Source organism: Streptomyces sp. NPDC048288 (genome assembly GCF_043201555.1).
GTDB lineage: Bacteria > Actinomycetota > Actinomycetes > Streptomycetales > Streptomycetaceae > Streptomyces.
Map to the genome: position 1 here is coordinate 38400 of NZ_JBICZD010000015.1, position 15994 is coordinate 54393.

14 protein-coding genes are annotated in these 15994 nt (G+C 71.0%); 6 read left to right on the top strand and 8 right to left on the bottom strand.

What is annotated here, in order from left to right:
- The first annotated feature begins 499 nt into the window (after window positions 1–499).
- From ACGFZS_RS40860 to ACGFZS_RS40870, 3 genes are all read left to right on the top strand, one after another.
- Window positions 500–1027 (top strand): hypothetical protein, encoded by a 528-nt coding sequence (locus ACGFZS_RS40860; RefSeq protein WP_393799401.1) that lies wholly within the window; start codon window positions 500–502, stop codon window positions 1025–1027.
- Between the two features lie 107 nt (window positions 1028–1134).
- The gene (locus ACGFZS_RS40865) at window positions 1135–2241 is read left to right on the top strand and encodes a sensor histidine kinase (RefSeq protein ID WP_393799551.1); all 1107 of its coding nucleotides are present in this window, start codon (window positions 1135–1137) and stop codon (window positions 2239–2241) included.
- The gene (locus ACGFZS_RS40870) at window positions 2238–2903 is read left to right on the top strand and encodes a response regulator transcription factor (RefSeq protein ID WP_365678073.1); all 666 of its coding nucleotides are present in this window, start codon (window positions 2238–2240) and stop codon (window positions 2901–2903) included. The genes ACGFZS_RS40865 and ACGFZS_RS40870 overlap by 4 nt, the downstream gene beginning before the upstream one ends.
- Window positions 2904–3012: 109 nt before the next feature.
- Here ACGFZS_RS40870 and ACGFZS_RS40875 read toward each other — a convergent pair whose 3' ends face one another.
- The 3 genes from ACGFZS_RS40875 to ACGFZS_RS40885 all read right to left on the bottom strand — a co-directional run bounded on the left by ACGFZS_RS40875 (window position 3013) and on the right by ACGFZS_RS40885 (window position 6085).
- Window positions 3013–4794: a serine/threonine-protein kinase gene (locus ACGFZS_RS40875; RefSeq protein WP_393799402.1), complete on the bottom strand. Its 1782-nt coding sequence runs from the start codon at window positions 4792–4794 to the stop codon at window positions 3013–3015.
- Between the two features lie 113 nt (window positions 4795–4907).
- Window positions 4908–5582: a TetR/AcrR family transcriptional regulator gene (locus tag ACGFZS_RS40880; protein ID WP_393799403.1), complete on the bottom strand. Its 675-nt coding sequence runs from the start codon at window positions 5580–5582 to the stop codon at window positions 4908–4910.
- An 86-nt stretch (window positions 5583–5668) separates the two neighbouring features.
- A complete protein-coding gene (locus ACGFZS_RS40885) occupies window positions 5669–6085 on the bottom strand; it encodes a MarR family winged helix-turn-helix transcriptional regulator (protein ID WP_393799552.1) in 417 nt (138 codons plus the stop codon).
- 179 nt (window positions 6086–6264) lie between these two features.
- Between ACGFZS_RS40885 and ACGFZS_RS40890 the strand changes: the two genes are divergently transcribed.
- Entirely contained in the window at window positions 6265–7713 is a 1449-nt protein-coding gene (locus ACGFZS_RS40890; RefSeq protein WP_393799404.1) for an MFS transporter, read from the top strand.
- A 343-nt stretch (window positions 7714–8056) separates the two neighbouring features.
- On the opposite strand, the gene ACGFZS_RS40895 is transcribed toward ACGFZS_RS40890, so the two are convergent.
- Genes ACGFZS_RS40895 through ACGFZS_RS40910 form a run of 4 tightly spaced genes read right to left on the bottom strand, consistent with a single transcriptional unit; the run spans window position 8057 to window position 12069 of the window.
- Window positions 8057–8668, bottom strand: coding sequence for an ATP/GTP-binding protein (locus ACGFZS_RS40895; protein WP_365678087.1), 612 nt, complete (start codon window positions 8666–8668; stop codon window positions 8057–8059).
- Complete coding sequence (locus ACGFZS_RS40900; protein ID WP_359217823.1) at window positions 8649–9023, bottom strand: DUF742 domain-containing protein; 375 nt, start codon at window positions 9021–9023, stop codon at window positions 8649–8651. The genes ACGFZS_RS40895 and ACGFZS_RS40900 overlap by 20 nt, the downstream gene beginning before the upstream one ends.
- Entirely contained in the window at window positions 9020–9457 is a 438-nt protein-coding gene (locus tag ACGFZS_RS40905) for a roadblock/LC7 domain-containing protein (protein ID WP_359217825.1), read from the bottom strand. Before ACGFZS_RS40905 ends, ACGFZS_RS40900 begins: the two co-directional genes overlap by 4 nt.
- Entirely contained in the window at window positions 9454–12069 is a 2616-nt protein-coding gene (locus tag ACGFZS_RS40910) for a nitrate- and nitrite sensing domain-containing protein (protein WP_393799405.1), read from the bottom strand. The genes ACGFZS_RS40905 and ACGFZS_RS40910 overlap by 4 nt, the downstream gene beginning before the upstream one ends.
- A gap of 748 nt (window positions 12070–12817) precedes the next feature.
- Here ACGFZS_RS40910 and ACGFZS_RS40915 point away from each other — a divergent pair.
- Entirely contained in the window at window positions 12818–13600 is a 783-nt protein-coding gene (locus tag ACGFZS_RS40915) for an SDR family NAD(P)-dependent oxidoreductase (RefSeq protein WP_393799406.1), read from the top strand.
- 17 nt (window positions 13601–13617) lie between these two features.
- Window positions 13618–14439 carry a sugar phosphate isomerase/epimerase family protein gene (locus tag ACGFZS_RS40920; RefSeq protein WP_393799407.1) on the top strand — a complete coding sequence of 274 codons (822 nt, stop codon included), beginning with the start codon at window positions 13618–13620 and terminating at the stop codon, window positions 14437–14439.
- A gap of 207 nt (window positions 14440–14646) precedes the next feature.
- Here the strand turns inward: ACGFZS_RS40920 and ACGFZS_RS40925 are convergent, their stop codons facing one another.
- A complete protein-coding gene (locus tag ACGFZS_RS40925) occupies window positions 14647–15822 on the bottom strand; it encodes a cytochrome P450 (protein WP_393799408.1) in 1176 nt (391 codons plus the stop codon).
- Window positions 15823–15994 lie beyond the last annotated feature (172 nt).

A 15994-nucleotide genomic window follows, 5' to 3' on the forward strand; every position in this document is an offset into this window, starting at 1 on the left:
GTCATGAGCGCAACACCACAACGGCTTGAACTGACGGTTGCGAGCTACGGTTTCGACCGGCGCGGCAACGGTTTTTGGCCGGGTGGGGGCGGCGGGGCAACGGGACTGCGGGGCGGGGTGCCACTCGGGTCCGGCGTACAAGTGGAGCGCGGTGACGAGCGGGGGGCGTCGGCCGCGGTCGCTGTACTCCCCCGCCAAAGACCGTGATCGCAAGACATCAAGGCCGCAAGGCAGTAAGGCAGTAAGGCAGTTGAGGCAGGCGTCCTGCCGACGGCCGCCCTCGCACCCGATCCGTGCCGACTGCTTCATGGCGCTGTGGACCTTCGCGCTGCGGGCCTTGCCGGCCGGTCGGATCGATCACCGTGGCCGGTGTGCGTCAGGTGGACGTGGCTGTCCTTGCGCGTGGCGGGGGTGGAGATCGAGGAGGTGGCTGATCTCCACCCTCGTTTCCACCTGTGGGTCCAGGTGCTGCGGGCGTGATCGCAGCAGGCTTGGGGGCATGACAACAACCGAGTGGATCACCGACATCGCCCTCGTCCTGGTCGTCTTCCGGCAGCTGCGGGAGGGCCGGCTCGACCTCAAGTCCTTCCTGATCCCGCTGGGCATCGTGGTCTTCGTGGCCCACCAGTACCTGGACAGCATCCCCACCGCGGGCAACGACCTGGTGCTGGTCGGGGTCCTGATGAGCGTCGGTGCCGCGCTGGGCGTGGCCGGCGGCGTCTACACCCGACTCCGGGTCGTCGGCGAGCACGTCCTGATCAAGGCCGGTGCGGTGTCGGCGATCCTGTGGGTGCTGGGCATGGGAGCGCGCATGGGTTTCCAGCTGTGGACCGAGCAGGGCGGGGGCGCCGACGACGTCGCCCGTTTCAGCGTCGCCCACCAGATCACCAGCGAGCAGGCCTGGGTGGCGGCGTTCGTCCTGATGGCACTGACCGAAGTGGTCACGCGGCTGGCCACGATCTTCATACGGGGCCGGATCACCCGGGCTGCGGCCGCCCCCGTGCCCGTCCTCGACGGCGTGGCCTGACCGTGCGTTATGTTCTGCCCATGACCGCAACCGAGAGCGCCTCGCCCCCTGGCCGGTCCACGGCCCAGGGGGCGGCCCCGCAGCCGATTCCCGGACGGGACCCGCGTGTGCAGTGGCTGCTGACCCTCGCGGTGGTCGTCATCGGGATCCTGACGGTCCGCCCGATGGGTTTCAGCGGCTGGGGCCTGGCCGTCACCGCTCTCTTCGTGGTCAACTCCGTGGCCCTGCTGGCCCGGCACCTGCCCTTGCACAAGGTCCCCGACCGTCCGGCCCTCCTCTGGCTGACCCTCGGCGTCGTCGCGGCCGCCGCCCTGATCGGTGCCAGCCGCAGCGGATCGGGCTATCTCTTCGCCTTCTTCCTCGCCGGTCACATCGGTTACCGCCTGGAGACCAAGCCGGCCCTCGCGCTGGCGGGGATCTGCAGTCTGCTCTGCGGCGGCGTGCTGTACTTCGCCCTCGGGCCGGGGCATCACGTATTGTCCTGGACACTCGGGCTCGCCACCGGCATCCCGGTCCTGATCGGCATCGTCAACCGCAGCCAGCGCCGGGCCGTGGTGGCGGCGATAGAGGCGGCCGAGTCGGCCGAGCGCGCCGCCCGCGCCGAGGCCCGGACCGCCGTACTGACCGAACGCAGCCGAATCGCCCGGGACGTGCACGACGTGCTGGCGCACTCGCTCGCCGGCATCAACATGCAGCTGGAACTGGCCGACGCGCTGATCGACACCGGTGACCTGGAGAAGGTCAGGGAGGCCAACAACAAGGCCCACGGCCTGGTCAGAGAGAGCCTGAAGCAGGCGCAGTGGACCGTGCACGCCCTGCGCGAGGACTCCCTGCCGCTGCTGGAGAGCCTTGCGGCGATGCTCGAATCGTCGGGCCACCGGGACGTCCTCACCGTCACCGGGACCGTCCGGGAGGTGCCGCCTCAGGTGACGCAGAACCTGCTGCGGATCGCCCAGGAGTCGCTGACCAACGCCGCCCGGCACGCCCCCGGCGGAGACTTGGCCGCCGAACTGGACTTCGCCGGCTCCTCGACGACCCTGACGATCCGCAACCGCCCCGCCACGCGCGCGGTGACGGCGGGGATCGGCAGCGGGATGGGGCTGATCGGAATGCGCGAACGCGTCGCCCTGCTGGGCGGCACCGTCACCGCCGGCCCGGTCACCGAGGGACCGGACCAGGGCGGCTGGAATGTGAAGGCAGTGATCCCGGGATGAGTGAACCGACCGAAATTCCACAGCGGTTGAGGGTGGTCGTCGCCGACGACCAGGCCGCCGTCCGGGAGCCGCTGGCCGCCGTGCTCGGGCTGTCCGAGGGCATCGACGTCGTCGCGGCCGCGGCGGACGGCAGCGAGGTGCTGGCGGCTGTCGCCGCCGGGCCGGTGGACGTCGTACTGATGGACCTGCGCATGCCCGTGATGGACGGGATCGAGGCGACCCGACGCCTCGGCGAGGAGTACCCCGAGGTGGCGGTGGTCGTGCTGACCACGTTCGCCGACGACGACTCGGTCCTGGGCGCGCTGAGCGCAGGGGCCCGCGGCTACCTCACCAAGAACGCGGGACGCCAGGACATCACCCGGGCGATCCGGGCCGCTGCCGCCGGCCAGTCCGTGCTCGACCGCGAGGTGCAGGACCGACTGCTCGCCGCCGTCCGGACCAAGGCGCCGACACCCGGACAGGGTCTGCCCGAGGACCTCACTCCCCGGGAACGCGAGGTGCTCACGCTGATCGGGCAGGGCCTGCCCAACCGGGGCATCGCCGAGAAGCTCTTCATCAGCGAGGCCACGGTCAAGACCCACATCAACAACCTGTTCGCCAAGGCGGGTATCCGCGACCGCGCCGACGCCGTCCGCCGCGCCATCGAGGCAGGTCTGACCTGACCTTCCCGCTCACCACGGGCGTCGCATACACCGCCCCGCCGGTTTGCAGACGCCAGCCTTCCTCGCCGGTGACCGCTTCCAAGGAACTCGTCGTCTTCGCGCGTGCGCGTCAGCGACGGCGACCGGATGCGGCGGAGCCTCTGGCGACCGGTTTCGTCGTGGGCCGCCAGCGGTGACCCGCGAAAAGCTGGATCGGCGCGATCAGTTTCCTGGGGTCGACGCGGGTGGCGTCGCCCCAGTTCTTCTCGTAGACGACGAAGGAACCGCCGCCCTCCGAGGTGACGGAGTTCAGCTCACACCACGCCCCGGTCGGAGCATGCCCGGGGACGAAGCGCAGGTGCACCTTGCCGTAGGGCTTGTCGCGATGGTTGCTGACGAACACCGCGTCCACCAGCGCCCAGGGAATGTCCAAGGAACGGCGCGACCCGGTGCTGCGGCGGATGTGCAGTCCCTCGCTGTCGATGAGCACCCGGTCGGAGCGCCGTAGCAGCGCCGCGGCCCCGGCGAGGAGACCCACCACAGCCCAGGCGGCGAACCCGGTCGTGAAGGCGCCGACCGCCACGTTTCCGAAAGTCGAGGTCTCGTATGCGTCGAGGTAGCGCAACGGGATGACCGGGTGGCCCTGTGAGGTCAGCCCTGCGACCGCGCCGAACACCGCGAAGAATCCACCGATGCCCTGACCCCAGGAGCTTGTCCCGTCGCTCACCATGGCGCCGACCGACTGGACCACGGTCACCGGCCCTGTCCTCAACTCCGGGGCGTCGACGGCTGCGTGCTCCGCCGCCCCGAGGGCGCCGCCCTGGTGGGACGCACGTCCCTGACCGGCTGCGCGGTCGGGATCGGGGTCGGGGTCGGAGGTGCGTCGTGCCAGGGCCAACTGCAGACGGTATGCGCTGTCGGCCACCTCTGCGGCTCGCCGGACGTAGAGAGTACGGAACAGCGTGGCCGCGTCGGTCAGCAGTCGGGTGCGGTGTTCGAGCCGCTGTGCGTCCGTGCTGCCGTCCGTGGTGCCGTCCGTGCTGCCGGGTCCGCGCCGTGGCTGTCGGCCGATGCCCCGCAGCCGTGCGGCGACGGCGACGGCGTCCGCCGGGCGGTCCGCGGGGTCCTTGGCCAGGAGGTCCAGCACGAGCCGGTCCAGTTCCTCGGGGATGTCCGGCCGGGAGGCCGCCGGCCGCGGTGGGGCGACCTCGAAATGCTGGTACATGGCGGCCGGCCAGTCCGCCCCGGGGTCCACCCATGTGCGCCCGGCCAGGAGTTCGTAGAGCACGCAGCCGAGCGCGTACAGGTCGCTGCGGTGGTCGACCGCCAGCGTGGCGAACTGCTCGGGCGCCATGTAGGGCAGGGTCCCGGCGACCTGGAACCCGGTCAGCAGATGCGTTGCGTTCGCCAGCCGGGAGATGCCGAAGTCGCAGATCTTCACCAGGCCGGAGTCCTGCAGGAACAAGTTGGCCGGCTTGACGTCACGGTGCACGACACCCTGCGCGTGAGCCGCGCCGAGCGCGGCCGCCACCTGTCCGGCAAGGTCGACAACCTGCTCCACCGGCAGTCCCCCGGGGTGCCGGGCAAGCTCTCCTGCGAAATTGTGCCCGACGAGCCGCTCCATCACGATGTACCAGGGCGTGCGGCCGTCGTGGGAGGGGCTGCCCATGTCGAAGACCGTGGTGATGCCGGGGTGGGACAGCATCGCGCCGATCTCCGCCTCCCGGCGGAACAGAGCCAGGTCACGCGGCTCCGGAACGCCGGCAGGCGAAAGGATCTTCACGGCGACGCGCCGCTTGAGGCGCAGGTCCCTGGCTTCCCACACCTGGCCCATGCCGCCACGCCCCAGCGTGTGCAGGAGCTCGTAGCGCCGGCCCAGCAACAGCCCGGCCGAGACCGTTCCGCCGTACATGCGCTGCCTCCGCGCTCGGGTCCGACAGTCGGCGTTGCTGTCGCAGCATACTCAGTTCACCCACCCAAAGGAACACCCGTGTCTTTTAGGGACGCAAGGGGGTGGGCGGCCGGTCAGGGACGCGAGCCCAGTAGGCCGGCGTCCCAGAGCCGCCGCACGTAACGGTTCAACTCCTCCCCCGCGGCATCGAGTTGGCCGCGGTCCCCATCGGCCACCGCCGAGGTCGCAAGGGCCGTCGTGGACGCCAGGATCATCCGGCAGACGAGCCGGCCCTCCTCGTCCGCGACCCCAAGGGTCTCCGCGACCAGGTCCACCACGGTCTCGTACAAGGGCGCCCGGACGGGGAGCACGCCGGGACCAGCCGCGAACGCCTCCACCAGGCAGAGCCGGGCCGTGGGCCAGTCGGCGGCCAAAGTACTGAGGTAGGCACTGACCAGCCGTTCGAAACGGAGCGGCGAACCGTCCTGCGCGCCACCCCCGGAGCCGCTGGAGCCGCCGGAGGCGCCGTCCAACACGGCCATCCGGTCGAGGACCTGCGCCAGCAGACTCTCTCCGGCCGCCTGATAGGCCGCGGCGAAACAGTCCGCCTTGGAGTCGAAGTAGCGGTAGAACGTCTGCCGGGACACCCCCGCCCGCCTGATGACATCCTCGACGGTCACGGCGGCGTATCCCCGCTCGGTCAGCGCCTGCGCCATCGCCGTGTACACCCTGCCCCGCTGTACGACCTCCGCCTGGTCGGCCGGCAGGGCACTCCTGCCCCGGGGAAGCTTGCGCCGCGGTGTCGTCACAGACGCAGGCTAACCCTCCGGCGACGCCGCCGACTTCACCGAAGTGGACTTCACCATCGAGGGACGGGTTTGTCAGCGGCGGGGTTTCACGGTCGAGGCCACGGTCGGCCTTCGAGACGCTCGATTCCGCTGTTGAAACGCCTCAGATAGCCGGCGAACGCCGCGATGTCGTCTTCCGGCCAGTCGTCCATGACGCGTTCCAGCGCCGCGATCGTGGCCTCGCGTTCCTCGTCGAGCAGTTGCCTGCCGTTCTCGGTGAGGCAGAACTTGCGGGCGATGCCTCCCTCCGGATCGGGAATGCGTTCCACCAGGCCGTCGCGCTGGGCTGCGGCCGTCTGGCGGTTGAGAGTCGAGGCGTCGAGCCCGAATGCCTCGCTGAGCTCGCCGATCGACATGGGTCCCTGGATCCGCAGACGGCTGAGAATGACGTAGGCGCTGCGCTCGATGAGTCCGTCCTTGCGCCGTCCGCCGCGTCGACCCAGGCCGTGCCGGCTCAGGAGCATTTGCTCGTACTCGACTTCGTGCACGGGGTCAGTCACGCGAATGCCACCTCCGCTCCCCGGTCCACTCTGTCGAGCCTGCCTGTCATGTGTATCACCCACGGCCGATGCACCATGCATACAACATGCGTGATACACATCATGTGCACAATACACATCCCCGGAACCGTAGGAGTCCTTGAATGGACACCCCCGAGCCGACCGGCCATGCCGGCCGCGTGGTCGCCACCCTGGCCTTCGCGGGCACGGTGGCAGCGATCATGCAAACGCTCGTCACCCCGCTGATCGCGGAGCTCCCGACCATCCTTCACACCTCGTCCTCGAACGCCGCCTGGGTCATCACCGTCACCCTGCTGGTGTCCGCCGTGTGCGTACCGGTCACCGGCCGCCTCGGCGACATGATCGGGAAGCGGCGCATGATCCTCGTCTGCACCGTGCCCCTCATGGCCGGATCCGCGGTGTGCGCAGTGTCCTCGTCCGTCGCGCCGATGATCGTCGGACGCGGCCTCCAGGGGATGGGCATGGGCATGGTCCCGCTGGGCGTGGCGCTGCTGCGCGACGTGGTCCCGGCGGAACGGCTCAGCTCCTCCATCGCGCTGGTCAGCGCTTCCATGGGCATCGGCGGCGGCCTGGGCCTGCCCATCGCGTCCGCCGTCGCCCAGTACGCCAGTTGGCGCGTCCTGTTCTGGGGCGCGGCGGCGCTGGCCGCGGTGATCGCCGTGCTGGTCTGGAGGTTCGTCCCGGACGTACCCGTCGTGGCCCGGCGCGAGCGCTTCGACACAGTCGGCGCTCTAGGCTTCGCCGCCGGACTGGTCTGTCTCCTGCTGGCGGTGTCGAAGGGTGCCGACTGGGGCTGGGCCTCCGGCTCGATACTCGGGCTCTTCGCGGCCGCCGTGGTGCTGCTGCTCGGCTGGGGCATCTGGGAACTGCGCATCCCCAGCCCGCTGGTGGACCTGCGCACGACGGCCCGGCCACGCGTCCTGGTGACCAACCTCGCATCGGTGTTCGTCGGCTTCGCCATGTACGCGAGCCTGCTGATTCTGCCGCAGTTGCTGCAGTTCCCGAAGGCCACCGGTTACGGTCTCGGACAGTCGATGCTCGCGGCCGGCCTGTGGATGGCGCCCGGCGGACTCATGATGATGATCGTCTCCCCCTGGGGCGGCAAGCTCACCAACGCCCGCGGGCCGAAGTTCACGCTCATCTCCGGTGTCCTGGTCATCGCGCTGGGTTACGGCCTCTCGCTCGCGCTCATGGGCCAGGCGTGGGGCTGCATGCTGGTCAGCATGGTGATCAACAGTGGGGTCGGGCTGGCGTACGGAGCGATGCCCGCCCTGATCATGGGCTCGGTACCGCCCGCCGAAACCGGGGCCGCGAACGCCTTCAACACGCTCATGCGTTCCCTCGGGACCTCGATCGGCTCGGCGGTCGTCGGCGTCGTACTCGCCCAGATGACCTCCACGGTCGGCGGCTACACCTTCACCTCCGAAAGCGGCTTCCGCACGGGTCTGCTCGTCGGGTGCGGTGTCGCGGTGACCGCCGCACTGGTCGCCGCCTGCATTCCCGCCGCCCGCGCCGAGGCCGACGACCGGCGGAGCGACGAGAAGGCCGAGGAGCAGGTCGCGACCGCCTGATCCGGGCCACCCCGCACCCGTGCCCCCGTGTCCCCGTGCCGTCAGACCCCGGAAGGGTATGACGGCACGGGTCCCCACGGCGGCGGACCGACCGGTTGAGAGTGGACCGACGTGGCATCAGCCGACTCGCAGCCGGCGCCACACCTCCGCCGCGCGGGAGGATCGCGGTGGTCCCTCCCAACCACTGCGCCACAACCGACGACTGGCCGAGCGTGTCGCCGACGCCCACGGGCTGCCGGACGGCGGTCACCTCCAGGGCAGGCTCGTCGTCACTGTCTGAGCCCCTCGCGGGGCCTCGCGTGCGCGCGGCCCCGCTGGCGCGAACTCGGACGTCACTCGGACGTCACCTCCAAGCCACGTCCGCAGAGGCCTCGGCGGCCAGTCCTCGCATCACGTGTTCGAGCAGGGCGAGCAGCACGTTCTTGACCGACTCCCTGTCCCTGGCGTCACAGAGCACGAGCGGTACCCCGGGCGGGAGGTCGAGGGCCGCGCGGATGTCCTCGGGGTCCTCGTCGCACATGCCGTCGAAGCAGTTGACGCCGACGGCGAAGGGGATGCCGCGGTGCTCGAAGAAGTCGACGGAGGGGAAGCAGCTGTCCAGCCGCCGGGTGTCGGCCAGGACGACGGCGCCGAGGGCGCCACGGGACAGGTCGTCCCACATGAACCAGAAGCGGTCCTGTCCGGGTGCCCCGAAGAGGTAGACGACGAGGGCCGTGCTCAGGGTGATGCGGCCGAAGTCCATGGCGACGGTCGTGGTGGTCTTGCGCTCCACGCCGGCCAGGTCGTCGACGCCCACGCTGGCCTCGGTGATCAGTTCCTCGGTGCGCAGGGGCTCGGTCTCGCTGATGGTGCCGACGAGCGTGGTCTTCCCGACGCCGAAGCCGCCGGCGATGAGGATCTTGGCCGTCGCCGCGTCGGGCGAGACCGCGGTGAGGTCAGAGTCTTCGAATGCCATCGATCACTGCCTGAAGGAAGCGGGCGTCGGGGGTACCGGCCGCCGTGGGTGCGGAAACGGAGACGAGTTCGGTGTCGAGAAGGTCGCCCAGCAGGATGCGTACGACCGTGACGGGCAGGTCGAGGCAGGCCGCGACCTCCACCAGCGCCGTCGGCCTGCGGCACAGCGCGAGCAGCCGGTGTTGTTCGGGCTGGAGCCGCTGGGCGCGGGTGGGCGGCCGGACGGTGCTGATCAGCGCGATCAGATCGATGTCGGCGAGGGCGGAGTGGGTACGGCCGCCGGTCACGGTGTAGGGGCGGATGAGGTGGTTGGGGTCGTCCTCCGCCCAGGGGTCTTCCTCGGACCAATGTCTCATTCATGCTCCCCCGTATGTGGACCGCCGGTGTACTGGGGAAAGCGGGGGGCCGCGCTGAGGTACTGGCCGACCTGGCGTACCAGCATCGTCATCTCGTAGCCGACGTTGCCGACGTCCACCGCCGAGGTGGCCAGCACCGCGAGCCGGGCTCCGCCGCCGGCCGTGGTGACGAAGAGGAACAGGTCGTCCATCTCGATGACCGTCTGCTGGACCCGTCCGCCGCCGAAGTGGCGGCTGGTGCCCTGGGCCAGGGAGTGCACCCCTGAGGCGATGGCCGCGAGCTGCTCGGCGTCGGCCCTGGCGAGTCCGGCCGAGGAACCGACCAGCAGACCGTCCTCCGAGAGCACGATCGCGTGCCGGGTCTCCGGGATGCGGTCGATCAGGTTGTCCAGAAGCCAGGACAGACCTTCGCGCGCGGTGTTCGTTCGTGTCATGGGGTGGTGTTCCTTGTCGGGCTGGTGCGGGTGGGCAACGGACGCTGGTGGGACGGGGGCTGGGGCCAGTCCGGTGCGGGCACCTCGTCCTGGGCGCGGGCCCGCCGGGTGCCGTCGCGCAGTGCCGCGAGCATCGAGCGGGCCTGTTCCGGGCGGCGCTCCTCCGCCGCCCGTCCCGGGCCGTGGTCCGGCTGTTCCTCGTGCCGCTCGCGAAGCTGGGGAGCGAGGTTGGCGAGCCGGACCCGGCGCGGGAGCCGACTCGGGCCGCCGGGGCGCGACGGGCCCGCCATGGCCGACGAGCCTGTCATGGCGGACGGGCCTGTCATGGCCGACGGGCCTGCCGTGGCCGTGCCGCCGGGAACCGGTCCGGTCCCGTCGCCTCCTCGTCCGGCCGCCTGCGGCCGGGCCGCCGCCGGGCCGCCCCGGGCCGGGCCGGGCGAGGGCGGTCCGGTCGGAGTCGCGCCGGGCGCGGCCGGCGGCCGTATCCGGGCGGCGGCCGGAGTCGGGGCAGGAGCGGGAGCCGGTGCCTGGGACGGTCCCGGAGCCGGGGCCGCCGTACGGGTCCGCCTCGGCATGCCGGCGATCGTCGACTCCTCCGGCGGCGCGCTGTCGACCGAGGCCAGATGGCGTTCCGCCCGCGGGTCCAGTGTCATCGGCGGGAGGTCGGCGGCCGGTTCGGTCAGGTTGTGCGGCAGGATGACGACGGCCAGCGATCCGCCGTACGACGACGGCTGCAGGCTGGCCTTGATGCCGTGCCGCTGGGCGAGATGGCCGACGGTGAACAGCCCCAGGCGCGGATCCTCGCCCAGCGAGGTGATGCTGAAGTCCTTGGGTTCGTGCAGCAGGACGTTGGCGGCCTCGTACTCCTCCTGCGCCAGCCCCAGGCCGCGGTCCTCCACCTCGACGGCGTATCCCTGGGCCACCGGCAGGGCGCGGACCCGGACTTCGGTGTGCGGGGGCGAGAACGTCACGCCGTTCTCGATCAGTTCCGCCATGAGGTGGATGGTGTCGCCGACCGCCGGACCGGCCAGGGCGATCGCCGGCATCGGCTCGACCACCACCCGCGTGTAGCCCTCGATCTCGGACACCGCGCTGCGCAGCAGGTCCGCGAGGGACACGGCCTGCTTCCAGCGGCGCCGGGGCGCCGAACCCGAAAGGACCGTGAGGCTCTCGGCGTTGCGGCGCATCCGGGTGGCCAGGTGATCGACACGGTAGAGGTCGGCGAGGAGCTGGGGGTCCTGCTCCTTGCGTTCCATGCCGTCGATGACCGTGAGCTGCCGGTGCACCAGGATCTGGATACGGCGGGACATGTTGAGGAACACCGTCCGGGCGCCCTCGCGCAGCTCGGCCTGTTCCAGGGCGACACTCACCGCGATCCGCTGGGCGCTGTTGAAGGCCTCCGCGACCTTGCCCAACTCGTCCGTCCCGTAGTCGAGTTCGGGGAGGTCGTCGGGGCCGGCGTGCTTGCTGTCGGTGCGCAGCCTGCCGATCAGTTCGGGGAGCCGTTCCTGGGCCAGGTCGAGGGTGGCCTCGCGCAGGCCGGTCATCCGCCCGATGAGCGATCGCGTGATGCGCCAGGACAGCACGGCGACGGCGAACACCGCGAGCAGCGCGAGGGCGCTGCCGGCCATGACCCGGTCCCTCAGCTCGTTGTTGCTGTCCACGTTGTTCTGGGTGACCTGGGCCAGGTACTGGTTCTCCACGCCCTGGACCTCGGTGAAGACACGGCTCGGCGCGGCGGCGCGGGCGGCCGTGAGGCGGGGCACCTCGATGGCGTCGCCGCCGCCCTCGGCCGCCGTGGGAAGGGCCGCTTCGAAGGCGTTCAGCTCGGCCCAGTCGCGGCCGTCCATGGTCTTCGCCAGTTCCTGCCGCAGCTCGGCCGGCAGATAGGGGGCGACCTCGTTGGTGAGGATGGAGGCGCGAACGGCGGCCTCGGCGGCCAGAGTTGTCCGCTCCTCGACGCTCAGCCGGCCGCCCGCCGCGGCCGCGTCCAGGACGGCCCGCTCCCCCGCGAGCGCCTCGGCCGCCCGCAGGAACGACAGGGCGTGCGCGGCCTCCGCCGCCGTGGCCCCGCTGCCGTTGTCCGTGCTCAGCGTGCCGAAGAGGTTCAGCACCGACTGGATCGTCTCCGAGTACACCTCGTAGGCGTGCCGCCGGTCGGCCTTTCCGCCGTCGACGGTGGCTCGTTCCGAGGTCAGGGCGTCCAGCCGCTTCCGCACGGTGGCCAACTGGGCCTGGTACTCGGCCGATCCATCACTGGCGGAGGCGGCGTCCGCCTTGTGGAAGGCGGCGAGGACACGGTCGGTCCGGGCGCGCTGGGCGACCAGCGCGGCACGGTGCCCGTTTCCGTGCGGCGACAGCAGGAGCACCGTCAGCTGGCGTTCCTTCTGGAACTCGCCGACTCCCGGCACCAGCGCGTACGTCGTCTTCGCCGCGTCCCCGACGTGGCCGGCCTGGCGCCACTGGTTGAACAGCACGGCCGAGCCGCTGAACCAGAGCAGGACCATCGCCACCGCCGGAACCAGCGCGAGCGAGATCAACGAGGCGCGGATGCTGCGGCCCCGGCCGGTGTTCGGCCTCGTGCGTACGGCCTTCCCCCGGTGCCTGCTCACTTCGCCCGCCGACGGGGGGCGGAGCGGGGGCGGAAGCGGTCTGCGGCATGGAGCTGGAGCACCGGGAACTTTCCTTTCCGGAAGGGAGGCGCGCACTGCGTCGCGGGCATGACGAACATGCCGACGGGGGCCGGGAGTTGGGTGGAGCACGAGTGGACGTGCACGAAGGCTGCTGCCGATTCGGGCGGGCCATCCACCCTGTCAGGAAGCTGAGGTAAGCATGAAACCGACCATGCGGAGCACGGTCAAGCTGGTGCACAAATATGCCGCAACGACGGTTTAGGACAGTCAGTACACTATGCGCGTAGACCTTTCTGACGCCCCCTCATGCGGAACCTCCCCCTCACTGTTGCGTTTTGACTGATTACACATGGTGAGGCGAGGGCTCCGCCCCCTCCGCGCGCTGACGACGGGTCCCGTGTCACCCCGGGAGGTCACATCCGCCACCCCTGTGCCGTGTGGCGCAGATCACAATCGACAAGAGACGTGAAAGCCCTTTCCCTCCCCTTCACCAGCTCGCCACAACCTTCAACGGAAGCCGGGGCGATTCAGCCGAGAAGATTGGGGCGCTCGGTCGAAAACGCCACTCGTGGCCGCAGGGGCGACCGAACCCGACATGACACAGAGACGTACTCAGTACACTCAATTAGCGTGACTGCCGCTACAGTGGGCTCCACCCACGAAGGCGCGGGGACCGTCGACGCGGCGGCTCACGGCGTCTCCGACGCCGAGGCAGAGGAGTTTGTCCGTGACGCAGGCGAGCGTGTCCACGGAGCCCCGGATGCTGTCCGGGCGCCGCATCCTGGTCACCGGAGCGGCCGGCGGGATCGGAGCGGCGGCGGTGTCCGTGTTCCTCGCGGCAGGGGCACGGGTCGTCGGCCTGTTCCACTCGAGTCCACCGCCGGACGAACTCCGCGACCGGTGCGACTGGCTGAGCTGCGACGCGCGTTCCCGGGCTTCGGTCGACGCGGCGTTCGCTACGGCCTCCTCGCTCCTCGGCGGCCTGGACGTGCTGCTCAACGCCGCGGGCAACTGGCGGGCGGGCGTCCCGGAATCCCTCTCCGGTGACGAGTTCGACGCGGTCCTCGACGTCAACCTCCGGTCCACGGTCTTCACCAACCAGGCCGCGTTCGAGCACATGCGGCACACCGGCGGACAGATCATCAACCTCGGGTCGGGCGAGGGCGTACGCGGCAACCCGCTGGCACCGCACTACGCGGTGGCGAAGGCCGGCGTGCACGCCTGGACGCGTTCCGTGGCCTCGGCCTGGGGCAGGCACGGGATCACCGTGAACGCCCTCGCGCCCGCGGTCCGGACCGCGGGCGCGGACCGCCTCTGGGAACACCTGGGCACGGAGGGAGCCGCGCAGTTCAGGCAGAGCCTGCGGACGGCCATGCCGTTGCGAGGCGAACTCGGCGATCCGGAGGCGGACCTCGGCCCGGTGATGGTGTTCCTGGCCGGCCCCGGGGCCCGTTTCATGACCGGCCAGCTGATCGCCGTCAACGGCGGCATCCAGATGCTCGGCGCCTGATGACACAGCATGAAGAAATGAGTGACCTCTATAGCGCTCGCGTTGGTCTTGAACACCTCACGCTTCGCGCGGCACCGCTGTCCGGGTTCGTGGCCGCCGCGCGAGCGGGCGACGCCGCGAGTGTCTGTCTCAGCGTCGCGCATCCCGGCGTCCGCGACCGGAGCACACGTCACGAGGCGGTGGCGCGGCTGGAGGCGGCGAACATCCCGGTCGCCATGGGTGACGGCTTCCTCCTCGGCTCCGGTACGGGGCTGGACGGCCTGCGGCGGCAGCTCGACATCCTCCAGGACATCGGTGCCCCACTCGCCAACACCTGCGCGTTCGAGCCCGACCCGGACGCGGCGCGGGACCCGGCCACCGTGGCGGACCTCCTGGGAGAGTTCTGCCGGATCGCCCGCAGCGCGGACGTCGGTGTCCTGCTGGAGTTCACACCGCTCTCGCATGTGCCCACACTGGCGGCGGCGGTCGAACTCCTACGGCAGCTCGACCAGCCGAACCTGAGGATTCTCGTCGACACGCTCCACCTCGTACGCGCCGGGGAGGGACCGGCCGAGCTGCGCGCGATCGATGAACGACTCATCGGCTACTGCCAGTTGAGCGACGGCCTCCTGGAGTCCGCCGACCTCTCGGCCTACTTCGAGGAGGCGATGCACGATCGGACGATCCCTGGTCAGGGCGAGTTTCCGCTGCTGGAGATTCTGTCGCTGATACCCCGGGACGTGACCGTGAGCGCGGAGGTTCCGCTGCGGCGCCTCGAACGGGCCGGGGTCCCACCCGAGGAACGCGCCCGCCGGATCCTGGACGGCAGCCGTCGACTCGTGGCCCGAGCACGGATGTGATCGCGCCCGACGGGTCGGCACAGCGGTCCGGTTTCCTGATCCGCAACGAGTCCCTCGGGGGCAGCTCGCACAGCGCGGTTGGCCGCGGGCCGACCGCGGCGGGCCGTCAGCCAAGCAGCTCGGCCGACGCGACGATGATCCCCTCGGGGCCGCGGAGGCAGCCGCCCGCCGCTTGGCAAGCAGCCTGTCGAGGTCTGCCGGGAGCCGTCAGGCCCGAACGTCCCACAGCACGTGCAGCGCGTCCGGCTTGCGGAACACCAGACCGTACGGCGTGGCGGGCCGCTCCGGGTCGAGGCGGAGCCCGGGGAGGCGTCGGAGCAGGTACTGAAGGGCGATACGGGTCTCCAGGCGGGCCAGGTGGGCGGCGAGGCAGTGGTGCGGGCCGTGGGCGAAGGCCAGTTGGAGGCGGGCCTCGGCGCGGCGGACGTCGAAGCGGTCCGGGTCGGTGAAGACGGCCGGATCCCGGTTGGCGCCCGTGAGGGAGACGCTGACCAGGTCGCCGCGGCGGATCGCGGCCGAGCCGAGAACGGTGTCGCGGGTGGCGTAGCGGTCCACCACGGCGGCGCCGGGCTCCAGGCGCAGGGACTCCTCGACGGCTCCGTCCAACAGGCTGGAATCGTCCTGTACGAGGGCGAGCTGGCCGGGGTTCTGGAGCAGGTGGAGCAGCGCGTTGGTGATCATCGCCTCGGTCGTCTCGATGCCGCCGAACATCAGGACCGCCGCGTTGGACGCCACTTCGGACAGTTCCAGTTGCCCGGCGGCGGAGACGAGGAGCGAGGAAGCGTGCCGGTCGGCGACGGTGGCCTCGACGGCGGACCGCAGCCGCGCGTAGGCGGCGGGACCGGCCGGGCCTGCCTCCAGGCCCGCGGTGAGGTCCGAGACCGACCTCACGATGGCGTCGTACCAGGAGAGCACCGTGTCGGTGGTCGCCCCGACCAGTCCGAGTGCCTCGGTGACGACAGCCACGGCGAGCGGTCCGGCGAACGAGCGGCGCAGTTCGGTGGCGCCCGCCGGTTCCAGTGCGGTGACGAGACGGTCGGTCTCCCGCTCTATGAACCCCGCGAAGCCCTCGTGCACTCTCCGGGGCCGGAAGGGGGCCGCGAACGGCTCCCGGTGGCGGGCGTGCTCGGCGCCGTCCAGGGACAGCATGCTCGGGCCGACGACCTGGGCGGTGGTAAAGCGGGGGTCGTCGACGGTGAAGGTGACGGAGTCCCGCATGACGTCGAGCGCCAGGTCCCGGCGGGTGACCAGCCAGCCGTTCAGCTCGGGCAGCCACGACACCGGTTCGTGGGCCCGCAGCAGCGCCAGGCGCGGGTGCGGATCCCGGGCGAGTTCGGCGAGCGTGGTCGAGGCGCCGAGGGGGAAGGAGACGGCGGTACTCATCGCGCCGTCCGGCCAGGGAGCGGAAAAGGGTTCACGGGGCATCGTAACCACGACACTCCGACCGACCGGTCCACCGACCACGGCGTGACGGTCCGTCGGACCGCCGGGCGCGGGCTGCGGGCTTGCGGCTGCGGCTGCGGCTGCGGCTGCGGGCTGACGAGCCATGAGCGTC

Coding starts and splice junctions, on each gene's coding strand:
- ACGFZS_RS40870 (WP_365678073.1), top strand. CDS start 2,238: ATGAGTGAACCGACCGAAATTCCACAGCGGTTGAGGGTGGTCGTCGCC.
- ACGFZS_RS40895 (WP_365678087.1), bottom strand. CDS start 8,668: ATGGCATTCGAAGACTCTGACCTCACCGCGGTCTCGCCCGACGCGGCG.
- ACGFZS_RS40875 (WP_393799402.1), bottom strand. CDS start 4,794: ATGTACGGCGGAACGGTCTCGGCCGGGCTGTTGCTGGGCCGGCGCTAC.
- ACGFZS_RS40900 (WP_359217823.1), bottom strand. CDS start 9,023: ATGAGACATTGGTCCGAGGAAGACCCCTGGGCGGAGGACGACCCCAAC.
- ACGFZS_RS40885 (WP_393799552.1), bottom strand. CDS start 6,085: ATGCTCCTGAGCCGGCACGGCCTGGGTCGACGCGGCGGACGGCGCAAG.
- ACGFZS_RS40920 (WP_393799407.1), top strand. CDS start 13,618: ATGAGTGACCTCTATAGCGCTCGCGTTGGTCTTGAACACCTCACGCTT.
- ACGFZS_RS40860 (WP_393799401.1), top strand. CDS start 500: ATGACAACAACCGAGTGGATCACCGACATCGCCCTCGTCCTGGTCGTC.
- ACGFZS_RS40890 (WP_393799404.1), top strand. CDS start 6,265: ATGGACACCCCCGAGCCGACCGGCCATGCCGGCCGCGTGGTCGCCACC.
- ACGFZS_RS40925 (WP_393799408.1), bottom strand. CDS start 15,822: ATGAGTACCGCCGTCTCCTTCCCCCTCGGCGCCTCGACCACGCTCGCC.
- ACGFZS_RS40905 (WP_359217825.1), bottom strand. CDS start 9,457: ATGACACGAACGAACACCGCGCGCGAAGGTCTGTCCTGGCTTCTGGAC.